The sequence below is a fragment of the Dyella sp. 01N36 genome (genome assembly GCF_056399745.1).
Genome location: NZ_JBFTRY010000091.1, coordinates 1 through 13,996, shown reverse-complemented (window position 1 = coordinate 13,996; position 13,996 = coordinate 1). Strand labels below are relative to the sequence as shown.

Genomic DNA, 13,996 nt, shown 5'->3' with positions numbered 1-13,996 from the left:
GCGCCAATACGGCAGGCGATCATCCGGCGAGCATCGACGAGGATCGCCCCCAGCCGGCCCCGCGCTTTTCCGCCGCCATGAAGAACAACGCCGGCACGGGCACCGTGGTGGTCATGGTGCAGGTCGGACCGGACGACAAGGCCAAATCCTTCCACGTGATGATGTCGTCGGGCTCCAAGGCCCTCGACGACGAGGCCATCCGAACCGCGAAGGGCTGGTCGTACAAGTCGGCCGTCAAGAACGGCGCGCCTGCCGATGGTTATGTGCAGGTGCCGATCAGCTTCAACAAATAGCCTGAGTCGATGCAGGGCTGATTGGAGGATCGCTCGTGGGCTGCCTGCCTCTACCCATCCTGTTCGTGCTCGGCTTTTTGATCGGCCGCGCCGTTGCCGGTACCAACGGCGCCCTGTGGGGCGCCGGCATCGGGCTGGTAGTGGGCCTGGTCCTGGGCGGCCTGTTTGTGATGCTGCTGCGTCGCCGACGCTGAAGATCAGCGCTGGGCCAGCCAGCGCTCCGCACGCTCGAGGTCGGCCTCGGTATCGATGCCCGGCGGGAACGGTTCGGGCGTCAGTCGGGCAGCGATGGCATAGCCGTGTTCGAGCACGCGCAGCTGCTCCAGCGATTCGGCCTGCTCCAGCTGAGTGCGCGCCAGCGTGGTGTAACGCTTGAGGAAGCCCGCGCGATACGCGTAGATGCCGATATGGCGCAGGAACGGCACGTTCGCGGGCAATACATCACGATCGGCAGCAAATGCATCGCGCGCCCACGGCAGCGGTGCACGACTGAAGTACAACGCCCGCCCATTGGCAGAACGCACAAGTTTGACCACGTTGGGATCAAACAGCTCGTGCGCATCCACGATCGGCGTGGCCAGCGTGGCCATCGGCGCATCGTCCTCGGCCAGCGCGCGCGCCACTTCGCGGATACCCGCCGCCGGCGCGAACGGCTCGTCACCCTGCAGATTCACCACGATGGCGTCGTCGGGCCACGCGTAGAACTCGGCACATTCGGCCAGGCGATCGCTGCCCGAGGCGTGGTCGCTGCGCGTCATGCATACATCCACGGCATGCCCTTGCAAGGCATCGGCGATGCGCTGGTCGTCCACCGCCACTACCACCTGCGTGGCACCCGCCTCGAGCGCGCGCTGCGCCACGCRCACCACCATCGGCACACCGGCAATCTCTCGCAGCGGTTTGGCCGGCAGGCGCGTGGAGCCGTAGCGGGCGGGAATGGCGACGATGAAGGACGGGGTGGCAGTGGGCATGGCGATCTCTGCGTGAGGCCACAAGGGTAGCTGCACCCGTTCCCTCGGGCGAGACCTTGTGGGAGCGCACCCTGTGCGCGACGGGCATGCCGGACGGTCTCGGTTCCTGCCAGTCGCGCACAGGGTGCGCTCCCACAGAAAGCCGAATTGCTGGAATCAGGCGGTTTCCAGCTTGAACCCGCAGCGGTTGGCCAGCTCGATGAACCCAGGGAACGAGGTCGCCACATTGGCGCAATCGTTGATGCGCACCGACCCACTGGCGACCAGGCCGGCCACTGCGAAACTCATGGCAATACGGTGATCGCCATGGCTCTCGATGGTACCGCCATGCAGCGGACCGCCGTGGATGGTGGCACCATCAGGAGTCTCGTCGACAACGGCGCCGAGCGCGCGCAATCCCGTGGCCATCGCCGCCAGGCGATCCGACTCCTTCACGCGCAGCTCGSCCGCACCGCGCACCACGGTATTGCCCGTGGCTGCCGTGGCCGCGACGAACAGCGCGGGGAATTCGTCGATCATGTCGGGCACCAGCGCCTCGGGCAGTTCGATGCCGTGCAGCGGCGCATGGCGCACCACCAGATCGCCGACTGGTTCACCGCCGCTCTCGCGTTCGTTTTCGATGCGAATATCCGCCCCCATCAGGCGCAGCGCCTGCAACAGGCCGGTGCGGCGTGGATTGAGGCCGACCGACTGCAAGCGCAGCTCGGCACCCGGCACGATGCTGCCGGCGACGAGGAAGAACGCCGCCGAGGAGAAGTCCGCCGGCACATCCACATTGGTAGCGCGCAAGGTATGACCGCCGCTCAGTCGTGCGCGACCCGGTGTGAAATCGATGGGCCAGCCAAACGCCGCAAGCATCCGCTCGGTGTAGTCGCGCGTCGGATGCGGCTCGATGACGTCCGTTTCGCCTTGCGCATACAGGCCCGCCAGCAAGAGCGCCGACTTCACCTGGGCACTGGCCACCGGCAAGGTGTAGGCGATGCCATGAAGCGCCTGCCCGCCGCGCACGTGCAGCGGCGGAAGGCCGTCCTGCGTGTCGATCTTCGCGCCCATGCGGGCAAGCGGGTCGGTCACGCGGCGCATCGGACGCTTGGACAGCGATTCGTCGCCGATCAGCGTGCTATCGAAGGCCTGCCCTGCCAGCAATCCGGCCAGCAGGCGCATGCCGGTGCCGGCATTGCCGCAGTCGAGCAGCTGGGTGGTTCCCTTCAGGCCGTGCAGGCCCACGCCATGCACCACGCGTTCGCCATCGGCCGGCGTTTCGATGCGCACGCCCAGTTGCTGCAACACGGCGGCCGTGGCGCGCGTGTCTTCGCCTTCGAGGAAGCCACGGATATGGGAAGCGCCTTCCGCCAGCGCACCCAGCATCAGCGCGCGGTGCGAAACGGATTTATCGCCAGGCACGCGCACGCTGCCCTTGAGCGCGCGCGCGGGGTGACTGGTCCAGTCGAGTCGGGTCACGAAACATTCTCCAACGGCTGCGCAGCGGCGGCCTTAGTTCTATCAGGGCAACGCCACCGGGTACGAACCGAGCACGCGCACCTGCGCGGCGGCTTCGCCCATTTCCTTCATCGCCGCCTGCATCGGCTCGTCGTTGATGTGGCCGGATACATCGATGAAGAACGCGTACTGCCACTTGCCCGAATGCGCCGGACGCGATTCGATGCGATTGAGGCTGATGTCGTGCTCGGCAAACGGCTTGAGCACGTGATACAGCGCGCCCGGCTTGTCGTTCACGGTGATCAGCAGCGAGGTGCGATCGTTGCCGGACGGCGGAAACAGCGAACGGCCGATCACCAGGAAGCGCGTGGTGTTGTCCGCGCGGTCTTCAATGCCCTGGGCCACCGTCTTCAGGCCATACACGCGGCCCGCCGTTTCGCCGGCAATCGCAGCCACGTCATCGGCGTGACGCGCCATGCGGGCCGCCTCGGCGTTGCTGCTCACCGCCACGCACTCGACACCAGGCAAGTTGATGCGCAGCCAGGTCTTGCACTGCTGCAACGACTGCGCATGCGCGTAAACACGCTTGATGCCTTCCAGCTTGCCCTGCATCGAATGCAGACACTGATGCACGCGCAATTCCACTTCGCCGCAAATGGTGGCTTCGGAGGTGAGGAACATGTCCAGCGTGACCTGGATCATGCCCTGCCCGGAATTCTCCACCGGCACGACGCCGAAATCGGCGTGGCCCGCCGCCACTTCCTGGAAAACTTCCTCGATGCTGCCCAGCGGCAGTCCGTAGGCGGCGTGACCGAAATGCTTGCGCACGGCCTGTTCGCTGAAGGTGCCCTCAGGGCCGAGAAAACCCACCTTGAGTGGATCTTCCTGGGCCAGGCAGGAAGACATGATTTCGCGGAACAGCCGCACCATTTCCACGTCGGTGAGCGGGCCATCGTTGCGGTCCACCACCATGCGCAGCACGTGGGCTTCGCGTTCCGGGCGGTAATAGTCGATCGCCGAAAGCCCCTCGCCCTTGACGCGGGCCACTTCCTGCGCCCATCCGGCGCGCTCGGAGATCAGCTGCTGGATCTGCTGATCGATGCTGTCGATGCGCTCGCGCACATCGGAAAGCGAGGATTTCTTATCGGTCATGTCGTGGGCTGCGCAAGCAACGGAAGTCCAAATGGGGATCAGGGATAGTCCTTGATGTGCGACCAGGCGTGCAACGGTTTCATCCGTGACGATGCGCAAAATCGCGCATGAAGCCCACCAGGGCCTGCACCGCTTCGAGCGGAACCGCGTTGTAAAGCGAGGCGCGCATGCCGCCCACCGCCTTGTGTCCCTTGAGCGCGAGCAGGCCGGCGGCTTCCGATTCCTTGAGGAAATCCGCGTCCAGCGCGCTGTCATGCAGGGTGAACGGCACATTCATGCGCGAACGCGAATCCAGTGCCACCGGGTTGCGATAAAAACCGTTGGAGTGGTCGATGGCGTCGTACAGCAGCTCAGCCTTTGCCGAATTGCGCTCGCCGACTGCAGCGAGACCGCCCTGCTCCTTCAGCCACTGGAAGGTGAGACCCGCCAGGTACCAGCCCCAGGTGTTGGGCGTGTTGAGCATGGAATCGTTGGCGGCGTGATCGGCGTAGCGGAAAATCTTCGCCATCGGCCGCGTAGCGCGCTCCAGCAGGTCGCGCCGGATGATCATCACCACCAGGCCCGATGGCCCGATGTTTTTCTGCGCGCCGGCGTAAATCAGCCCGAATTTGCTGACATCGACGGGTCCGGAGAGGATGTCCGACGACATATCTGCCACCAAGGGCACGTCGCCTACATTCGGAATCTCGTGGAATTCCACGCCATGAATGGTTTCGTTCGGCGTGTAGTGCACGTAAGCGGCGCGCTCGTCGAGCTGCCACGTCCCGCGCGGCGGCAGGCGCGTGTAGTGCTCGCCCTTGCTGCTGGCGGCGACGTTCACCTTGACGTATGGCGCCGCCTCGCTGGCGGCCTTCTCGCCCCAGTGGCCGGTCACGATGTAATCGGCGCTGTCGCTTTCAGCGGCCAGATTCATCGGGATTTGCGCGAAATGCTGGGTCGCGCCGCCTTGCAGGAACAACACCGCGTAGTCAGCAGGAACCGCCAAGAGTTCGCGCAGATCGGCCTCAGCCTGCTGTGCGAGGCCCATGAAGGCCTTGCCGCGGTGAGACAACTCCATCACCGAGGCGCCGCAACCCTGCCAGTCCAGCAATTCGCGTTGCGCGCGCTCAAGCACCGGTTGCGGCAATGCGGCCGGGCCGGCGCTGAAATTCCAGAGTCTGCTCACTGACGACGCCTTCAGAAGGAACATCGCCGCATTATGCCGCGTCGCAGCAACCCACCGTCAACCAAGGCGACGATGCCACGGCATCGCCCGAACCCCGCCTCAGAAACGCACCAGCAAAGCCACCGCAATTCCCAGGGCGAGCACCGCGGCGGTGGCGATCAGCCACCACACCTCGCCGCGCGGGCCAGCATCCTCTTCGGGCAGATGCGGCCGCTCCGGCGCCGGCTGGATGATCTCCGGCTCCGGTTCCAGTCCCGGGGCATCGACCACGAAACGATGCATGCCCAGGCCCACCTGGTCGCCCGGCCGGAGTGCGGCCTGGGTCACCGGCACGCCGTTGACGCGCAGGGGATAACGCTCGGACTGCTGGCCGGCCTCCAGCATCAGCTGACCATCCCGCCAGAACACCACCAGCGAAGCCGTCTCACCCTGCGGAAGCTCCAGCGGAATGCGCCCATGCGGGCCCAGCTCCAGCTTGTCCTGCAGCGACAGCACCCGACCGGACAAAGGGCCCGCCACGGCACGCAGCGCCACCGTGCAACGCCCTTCGGCAGGCACGGTCACGGGCAGATTGTGGGCGGGTTCTTCGTCGGCACGCAGCAGCATGCGGCAATCACCGACGCTCAGGATGTCGCCGGCGCGCAACAAGGCCTTTTCACGCACGGGGCGCGCATTCACGTAGATGCGGTTGCCCTGGGGCAAGACCTGCAGCACCCAACCCCGGCGATCCAGCTGGATGCGCAGGTGATAGGTGCCGGCCTGATGCGCGGCCAGGATCAGGTCATTGTCCGGCGCACTGCCGATGCGCAGCGCCGGCCCGTCCCAGTGGAAATCCTCGCGGGGCGAATTGGGAAACTCGATGCGCATCTGTGAACCAGTCGATGGACGGGCGGGACTCTAGCAGATGCCTGCGAGCTTAAGGACGCTCTGATCTCACCCATGGGCTTCGACAACAGAGCTGCGCGCGCTGCGCAGCGGCAGTTCCGGGTGACGTGGCTTACCATATGCCTTTGCCTCCCAGGAACACCCATGCCCAAGATCGACATCCGCCGCCCCCACCAGCTTTCCGTGACCGAGGCCCGCGCGGTGGTCGACAAGGTGGCGGCCCGCATGCAAGAAAAGTTCGGCATGGAGGGCCAGTGGCAGGGCGACATCCTGCGCTTTTCCCGCCCGGGCGTGAACGGCAGCATTGCCGTGGCGGGCGACGTCATCCACGTGACAGCCGAGCTGGGAATGATGCTGGCGCCGCTCAAGGGCATGGTGGAACAGGAGATCCGTCGCAAGCTGGATGAGCATTTTGGCTGATGATTCTTTAACCATTGGACTTTCCGTGGCATAATCGACGGATTAAGCAGCCACGACGGCTGCCCTGCCCCCACGGAACGCATGGCCAAAGACGACGTCATCGAAATGGAAGGTACGGTCCAGGAGACCCTGCCCAACACCATGTTCCGCGTGCAGCTGGAAAACGGCCACGTCATCACGGCCCATATTTCCGGCCGCATGCGCAAGCATTACATCCGCATTCTCACCGGCGACAAGGTGAAGGTCGAAATGACCCCCTACGACCTGACCAAGGGTCGCATCACCTACCGCATGAAATAATCGCTCGTCTGTAGGAGCGCACTTGTGCGCGAAAAGCCTACGCAGCGGTAAAGCCGGAACCTTGCGGTCGCGCACAAGTGCGCTCCTACAAGGGACGGCCCATCGAAAAGGCCGCGCCATGTCGCGGCCTTTTTGTTTGCCCTCTCCCCGCAACAACGAAAAACGGCGCCGTATCGCTACGGCGCCGTTCTCTCGTGCAGGTAAAACCCAGGCTTACCAGTTGTAGCTGGCACCCACGCCCACACCGGCGTCGCCGTGGGTGGTCGCGCTGACGTTGAGCTTCACGGCAAATTTGCCGGTTGCGCTCATGGCCGACATGCTGACCGCCACGCTGGACTGGCCGCGGAAGCTGCCCACGCCCGCGCCGATGGAGTGCCCGCCGTTCACCACCGCCTGCGGGATGGAGGACATGGCCATCGCCGAGGCGACGCCGCCATCCGCCTGGCGACCCATGTTCCTGACCTGCTGGTCGGTGTAGCTCTTGGACCAGTCGGCCACCTGCTGCACCTGGCCCACCGTGGCTGCGTCCGTCGCCGACGTACCCGGAGCCACGTTGTGGATCACCGCGCCATTGCCGCCGCCGTTCAAGGTCACGCTGCTGCTGCCATCGGCATTGGTGTCGTAGGTCACCGCCGTATTGGTCGAGCCATCGGCATTCATCACACCGGCAGCCTTCAGCTGGCCCACGTTCACGGCATCCGTGTTGGCCGTACCGGCCGCCACATTGGTCACCTGACGCTCATGGCCTGCCGAACCCATCGACACGCTGTTGCTGCGATCGGCGACCGAGTTGGCGCCCACGGCCACGCTGTTGTCAGCCGAGGCCGCTGCGGCGTTACCCAGCGCAGTGCTGTTGTTGCCAGACGCTACGGCGCCGTTGCCACCGGCGGTCGAGGTGCTGCCCGAAGCCACCGGCTGCTTGCTGTTGCTGTCCTTGCTGACCTGGAACATGCCGGACTGGCCGTTGGTGATGTTGGTGACGTTGCTCACGGCACCCGCCATCGTGTTCACCRTGTTCTCCACGTTGGTCACGCGGCCATCGAGGTTGGTCACCGTCTGGTTGGTGGCGTTGAGCTGGCTGCCGTTCACCGCATCGGTGCTGGTGGCAGACAAGTTGCCGGCCGCCACGTTGGTGACCTGGCGTTCCTGCCCCACTGCACCCACCGAGACACTGTTCGCACGGTCAGCCACCGAACCCGCACCCAGCGCCACGCTGTTGGCCTGGCTGGCCTGGGCGCCGTTGCCGATCGCCACCGCGTTGGCGGCAGACGCCTTGGTGTTGCCACCCACGGCCACGCTGTCCGAGCCCGCCGCGTTGGCAGCGGCAGCCGTCGAATTGACCTGCACGTACTTCAGGCCACCGGTGTTCATGGTGTTGATGGTGCTGTTGATGTTGGCGATATCGCCGGTGTTCTGCGCCACCTGCTGGTTGGTCGCATACAGCTGCGAACCGTTCACCGCATCGCCGCTGGTCGCCGACAGCGCACCGTCCTTCACGTTGCTCACCTGCACCGGCGTACCGGCATTGCCCAGGGTGACCTTGTCGTGGGCGGCCGAGTCGTACTTCACCGCGTCAGCGAGCTGACCGTTCATGCCGGTGATGGTGGTGTTGATGGTGGAGATATCGGTGGTGTTCTGCGAGACGCGACCGTCGAGATTGGTGATCGCACTACCCACGTTGTTGACCGTGGTGGTGGAACCGTTCGCGTTGTGCACGCTGTAGCTCGGTGCCGAGATCGAACCGTYAGCATTCACCGTCGAGCCGCCGCCGATGGCATCGGCCATCGACTGGCTCACGCCATGCAACTGGCCACCGTTGACGGCATCCTTGCTGCCGGCAGCGACCGTACCGTCCGCCACGTTCAGCAGCTTGCGGGCGCCGGCGGTGCCCTGGAAGTCCACCGCAGCACCGTTCGTGCTCTTGCCCACCGTCAGGTTGGCGCCGGCCGAAGCCTGCTGGACCAGACCGATCGTGCCGCTATTGATCTGGGTGTTGATGGTGTTGATGTCGGAGGTGTTCTGCACGACGCGGCCATCGATGTTGGTGACCGCCGTGCCCACATCACTCGCCGTGGTGGTCGTACCGTCGGCGTTATGCAGGGTATAGCTCGGCGCCGAGATCGCACCGGTGGTGCTGTTGTAGCTCGCACCGCCGCCGAAGGCCGAAGCCGTGGTGGTGCCCTGCTGRTCGGCCTTGCCTTCCACGCGGGTCACGTTGGCGTTGGTCGTGTTGAGCTGCGACATGTTCACCGCATCGGTGTCAGCCACGCCCGCCGTCACRTTCTTGAGCGTGCGGGTSGCGCCGTTCTTGTCGGCAAAGTCCACTGCAACGCCGTCGGTGCCCTTGCCCACGGTCAGATCGGCGCCAGCCGCAGCCTGCTGCACCAGGCCCACGGTGCCGCTGTTGATCTGGTTGGTGATGTTGTTGATCGACGTCGTGTTGCCCGCGATGTCGGTGGTGTTCTGGGTCACCTGCTGGTTGGTCGCATACAGCTGCGAGCCGTTCACTGCATCGGAGCTGGCAGCGGACAGCGCACCATTCTTGACGTTCGTCACCTGCACCGGCGTACCGGCGTTGCCCAAGGTCACCTTGTCGTGCGCGGCCGAGTCGTACATCACCGCATCGGCCAGCTGACCATTCATGCCGGCAATCGTGGTGTTGATGGTGGAAATGTTRCCTTCGGTGGTGGTGACGCGGTTGCCCAGGTTGGTGATGGCSGTGGTGTTGCCRGCCACRTTGGCGTTGGTCGCGTTGAGCTGCGACATGTTCACTGCGTCAGTCGCKGCCACGCCAGCCGTCACGTTCTTGAGCGTGCGGGTGTTGCCGTTCTTGTCGGCAAAGTCGACCGCCACACCATCGGTGGCCTTGCCCACGGTCAGGTCGGCACCGGCCGMAGCCTGCTGCACCARGCCCACGGTGCCGCTGTTGATCTGGTTGGTGATGTTGTTGATCGACGTCGTGTTACCCGCGATGGCCGTGGTGTTGCCGGCGATGTCGGTGGTGTTCTGCGCCACCTGCTGGTTGGTGGCATACAGCTGCGAGCCGTTCACCGCATCGGTGCTGGCAGCAGACAGGGCGCCGTTCTTGACGTTCGTCACCTGCACCGGCGTGCCGGCATTGCCCAGGGTCACCGTGTCATGCGCTGCCGAATCGTACTTCACCGCATCCGCGAGCTGACCATTCATGCCGGCAATGGTCGTGTTGATGGTGGAGATGCTGCCTTCGTTGGTGGTGACGCGGTTGCCAAGGTTGGTGATCGCCGTGGTGTTGCCAGCCACGTTGGCATTGGTCGCGTTGAGCTGCGACATGTTCACCGCATCGGTCGCGGCCACGCCGGCCGTGACGTTCTTGAGCGTGCGGCTGTTGCCGTTCTTGTCGGCAAAGTTCACGGCGGCACCATCGGTGCTCTTGCCGACGGTCAGATCGGCACCGGCCGCGGCCTGCTGCACCAAGCCCACGGTGCCGTTGTTGATCTGGTTGGTGATGTTGCTGATCGACGTGGTGTTACCGGCGATGTCACTGGTGTTCTGCGCCACCTGCTGGTTGGTCGCATAGAGCTGGGAGCCGTTCACCGCATCGGTGCTGGCGGCGGAGAGCGTACCGTTCGCAACATTGGTCACCTTGTTACCGCCCATGCTGGCCGTCTGGCCGGCGCCCACGGTCAGGCCGCCATTGGCAGTGAGCATGCCGCTGAAGGTCGGATTGCTGACAACGCCCATCGTGATGGTATTGCCGCTGCGCGCCACCGTGGCATTGGTGCCAGCTGCGAAGTTGGCCGTGCCGCCCGGCGCGATGTTCTGCGAGGTGGCGCCAGCGTCGGCGCTCAGATTCCAGCCCTTGTTGGCGGTGGTGTTGGCCGTATTCGCGGTGGTTTGCGCCGTGGTCACAGCCGTATTGAGCGTGCCGAGCGCGGTATCGACCTTGCTGAAGCCGCTGCTGACGGTGGTGGCCGCACCGGCGGTGCCGCCGATGCTGTTGGCGTTGGCCAGCGTGTAGCTCGGCGCATTGATCGCGCCGTTGGCACCAACCGTCGTGCCCAGTGCGCTTGCCGTGGTGCTGGCAACGTTGTTGACCTTGGCATCTTCAGACTGCAGCTGGCTGAGGTTGACTGCGTCGGTGGCGTTTGCGCCAGCGGCCACATTGGTCAGGCGACGCTCTTTGCCCGCCGAGCCCAGCGACACTTCGCCATTGGCCGCAGAGGCGGTGCCAGACAGTGCAGCGGTACCTGGGTTGTAGCCAGCCGTCGCCAGATTGGCGGTGGTCGTGGAGTTTGCGCCCAGTGCGACCGAGTTTGTGGTTGAGGCGACGGCGCCGGCGCCGAGTGCTACCGCACTATTGCCACCGGCAATGGCTGCGCCACCAATGGCAACCGCCTCTCCTCCCGTCGCGCTGGAATCGGCCTGCACGCTGTTGGTATGGAAGTACTTGATGCCCGCACCATTGTTGATGTTGGTAATGGTGGTGTTGAGCTTGCCCAGCGCGGTATCCACCTTAGTGAAGCCCGTACCCACGTCGGTCGCCGCACCCGCGGTGCCGGCAATGCTGTTGGCGTTGGCCAGTGCATAGCTGGGGCCGGTGACAGCGCCCGTGCTGCTGTTGAACGCGGCGCCGCCGCCCAGAGCCGTGACGACCGGGGTGAGCTGCGACACGTTCACAGCATCTGTAGGAGCCGTACCGGCGGCCATATTGATCAGCTGGCGCGTCTGCGGAACAGCAGCAGTGACCGGAGCGGTGCCGCCAGGGTAGTTGGGGGCAATCGGGCTGGCCCCGAGGCCCACGGAAACCACGTTGTTGCGTCCATTGTCGCTCGAGCCCGCGCCAAGGGCGACGGTGCTGCGGCCGGTGGCGCCCGAGGCGGCGCCGATGGCCAGGCTATCCATACCGTTGGAGTACGCGCCGTAACCCATGGCGATGCCGCCTTGCAGGCTGGTCGCATGCGTGCCCATGGCGAGAGCCGAATAGCCGTAGTAGACACCACTGCCACTGGCACAGGCGGCCGACGCAATGGCACCTGCACCGATGGCGATACCTTCCGAGTTCGCAATTGCGTCCGTGCCGCTGCCGTAGGTCATGGTTATCGTTCCCGCCGACCCCGAGCAAGCATCGTTGTTGCCGATAAATTGGGCGGCGCTGACATGGGTGGATGCGGTCGCGCTCATCAGACCAACGGCAATGGTGGCCGCCACAGCGGCGGCACTGCTGCCACGTGCCTTGGACGTCTTCTTGCGGCCTTTGGCCATTTCAGATGCGACGACCCAGCGGCAGGTGGTGGCGTTCCAGACGATGCGATAAATGGTGTTCATTGAGTAACCTAGCGGATGATGATGGTGTCGGTGGACGACTGTTTCGTCCTCATCAGCAAGGCTACGGACCGGGCCTTTGGGCCTATATCAGAGGCCTCTCAAAACCATCTCAGACGACTCTCAATTTGCGCTGCAACGACGATGCAGTGATCCAGCCGCTTTCGATTTCCGCCCACCGGTGATACTGGCGATAGGCGCAAAAAGAAGGCCGCGCAGTGCGCGGCCTTATCTTGTTGCTTCTGATAACGAGCTATCAGCTCACGGTGGCCGGCAAGTTCTCTGCCGCTTCCGTAGTCACCACCAGTTCGCCCTCGTTGACGCTCAGGCGCACCTTGCCGCCATCGGCCAGCTTGCCGAACAGCAGTTCGTCGGCCAGTGCACGCTTCACCTTCTCCTGGATCACGCGAGCCATCGGACGTGCGCCCATCTGCGGATCGAAACCATGCTCCGCCAACCAGCGGCGGGCATCGGCGTCGACATCCAGGCTCACGTGCTTCTCGGTGAGCTGGGCTTCCAGTTCGATCAGGAACTTGTCCACCACGCGCAGGATGTGATCGAAGTCCAGCGCATTGAACTGGATGATCGCGTCCAGGCGGTTGCGGAATTCCGGCGTGAAGCTGCGGCGGATGACCTCCATCGCATCCATCGAATGGTTCTGCTTGACGAAGCCGATGCCGCGACGCGACGCCTGCTGCGCACCTGCATTGGTGGTCATCACCACCACCACGTTCTTGAAGTTCGCTTCGCGACCATTGGTGTCGGTGAGCACGCCGCGATCCATCACCTGCAGCAGGATGTTGAATACATCCGGATGCGCCTTCTCGATTTCATCCAGCAACAGCACCGCATGCGGATGCTTGGTCACAGCTTCCGTGAGCAGGCCGCCCTGATCGAAGCCGACGTAGCCCGGAGGTGCACCGACCAGGCGCGAGACCGAATGCGCTTCCATGTACTCGGACATGTCGAAGCGGATCATCTCGATGCCCAGCTGCATCGCCAGCTGCTTGGTCACTTCCGTCTTGCCCACGCCGGTGGGGCCGGCGAGCAGGAAGCAACCGATCGGCTTGGACGGATCGGCCAGACCCGAACGCGCCATCTTGATCGACGCGGCCAGCGCTTCGATCGCGGGGTCCTGGCCGAACACCACCATTTTCAGGTTGCGCTCGAGGTTCTTCAGCACGTCACGATCCGACGCCGACACCTGTTTGGCCGGGATGCGCGCCATCTTGGCCACGATGTATTCGACTTCGGGCACATCCACCCTGCCCGTGCGCTGATCGGCCGGCAACAGGCGCTGGCGCGCACCGGCCTCGTCGATCACGTCGATGGCCTTGTCCGGCAGCAGGCGATCGGGAATGTGCTTCACCGACAGATCCACCGCCGCCTTGAGCGCTTCGCTGGTGTAGGTGACGTTGTGGTGTTCCTCGAAACGCGAACGCAGGCCCTTGAGGATTTCCAGACTGTCGGCCACGGTCGGCTCGACCACGTCGATCTTCTGGAAGCGACGGGCCAGAGCGCGATCCTTTTCGAAGATGCCGCGGAATTCCTGGAACGTGGTGGAACCGATGCAGCGCAGCTCGCCCGAGGCCAGCATGGGCTTGATCAGGTTGCTCGCATCCATGGTGCCGCCCGATGCCGAACCTGCACCGATGATGGTGTGGATCTCATCGATGAACAGGATGGCGCCAGTCTGCTTCTTCAGCTGGTTGATGACGGCCTTGAGACGCTTCTCGAAGTCGCCGCGATACTTGGTGCCGGCGACCAGCGCACCCAGGTCCAGCGACCAGATGGTGGCGTTCTCCAGCACTTCGGGTACTTCGCCGTCGACGATGCGCTTGGCCAGGCCTTCGGCCAGGGCCGTCTTGCCCACGCCGGCCTCGCCCACGTAGAGCGGGTTGTTCTTGCGGCGGCGGCACAGCACCTGGATGGTGCGCTCGATTTCGTCCTGGCGGCCGATCAGCGGATCGATCTTGCCTTCCAGCGCCAGCTCGTTGAGGTTGCTGGCGTATTCGCTGAGCGGATTGCCCTTGGGCTCGCCGTCTTCACTCTCGCGCTCGGTGCCCGGC

The 13,996-nt window shown here is 64.6% G+C and carries 11 protein-coding genes; 4 read left to right on the top strand and 7 right to left on the bottom strand.

Annotated elements, in window-relative coordinates:
* Positions 1–293 (top strand): energy transducer TonB (locus AC1DMG_RS14140; RefSeq protein WP_477180663.1); only part of this gene is annotated, 293 nt, incomplete at its 5' end.
* A gap of 35 nt (positions 294–328) precedes the next feature.
* Entirely contained in the window at positions 329–487 is a 159-nt protein-coding gene (locus tag AC1DMG_RS14135) for a hypothetical protein (protein ID WP_441602340.1), read from the top strand.
* A gap of 3 nt (positions 488–490) precedes the next feature.
* Here the strand turns inward: AC1DMG_RS14135 and kdsB are convergent, their stop codons facing one another.
* From kdsB to AC1DMG_RS14110, 5 genes are all read right to left on the bottom strand, one after another.
* Positions 491–1,264: a 3-deoxy-manno-octulosonate cytidylyltransferase gene (gene kdsB, locus AC1DMG_RS14130; protein ID WP_477180662.1), complete on the bottom strand. Its 774-nt coding sequence runs from the start codon at positions 1,262–1,264 to the stop codon at positions 491–493.
* 156 nt (positions 1,265–1,420) lie between these two features.
* Positions 1,421–2,725 carry a 3-phosphoshikimate 1-carboxyvinyltransferase gene (aroA, locus tag AC1DMG_RS14125; protein WP_477180661.1) on the bottom strand — a complete coding sequence of 435 codons (1,305 nt, stop codon included), beginning with the start codon at positions 2,723–2,725 and terminating at the stop codon, positions 1,421–1,423.
* Between the two features lie 42 nt (positions 2,726–2,767).
* Positions 2,768–3,856 (bottom strand): prephenate dehydratase, encoded by a 1,089-nt coding sequence (pheA, locus tag AC1DMG_RS14120; RefSeq protein ID WP_046970777.1) that lies wholly within the window; start codon positions 3,854–3,856, stop codon positions 2,768–2,770.
* Positions 3,857–3,935: 79 nt separating this feature from the next.
* Positions 3,936–5,021, bottom strand: a complete 1,086-nt coding sequence (gene serC, locus AC1DMG_RS14115) for a 3-phosphoserine/phosphohydroxythreonine transaminase (RefSeq protein ID WP_477175652.1) — start codon at positions 5,019–5,021, stop codon at positions 3,936–3,938.
* Positions 5,022–5,120: 99 nt separating this feature from the next.
* Positions 5,121–5,888 carry an FHA domain-containing protein gene (locus tag AC1DMG_RS14110; protein WP_477175653.1) on the bottom strand — a complete coding sequence of 256 codons (768 nt, stop codon included), beginning with the start codon at positions 5,886–5,888 and terminating at the stop codon, positions 5,121–5,123.
* Positions 5,889–6,050: 162 nt separating this feature from the next.
* Between AC1DMG_RS14110 and AC1DMG_RS14105 the strand changes: the two genes are divergently transcribed.
* Complete coding sequence (locus AC1DMG_RS14105; protein WP_441602346.1) at positions 6,051–6,326, top strand: polyhydroxyalkanoic acid system family protein; 276 nt, start codon at positions 6,051–6,053, stop codon at positions 6,324–6,326.
* An 81-nt stretch (positions 6,327–6,407) separates the two neighbouring features.
* Positions 6,408–6,626: a translation initiation factor IF-1 gene (gene infA / locus AC1DMG_RS14100; protein ID WP_019466733.1), complete on the top strand. Its 219-nt coding sequence runs from the start codon at positions 6,408–6,410 to the stop codon at positions 6,624–6,626.
* 213 nt (positions 6,627–6,839) lie between these two features.
* Here infA and AC1DMG_RS14095 read toward each other — a convergent pair whose 3' ends face one another.
* Together AC1DMG_RS14095 and AC1DMG_RS14090 are read right to left on the bottom strand one after the other, a co-directional pair.
* The gene (locus AC1DMG_RS14095; RefSeq protein ID WP_477180660.1) at positions 6,840–11,930 is read right to left on the bottom strand and encodes an ESPR-type extended signal peptide-containing protein; all 5,091 of its coding nucleotides are present in this window, start codon (positions 11,928–11,930) and stop codon (positions 6,840–6,842) included.
* Between the two features lie 253 nt (positions 11,931–12,183).
* Positions 12,184–13,996: AAA family ATPase (locus AC1DMG_RS14090; protein WP_477180659.1), on the bottom strand; the 1,813-nt coding region annotated here is incomplete at its 5' end.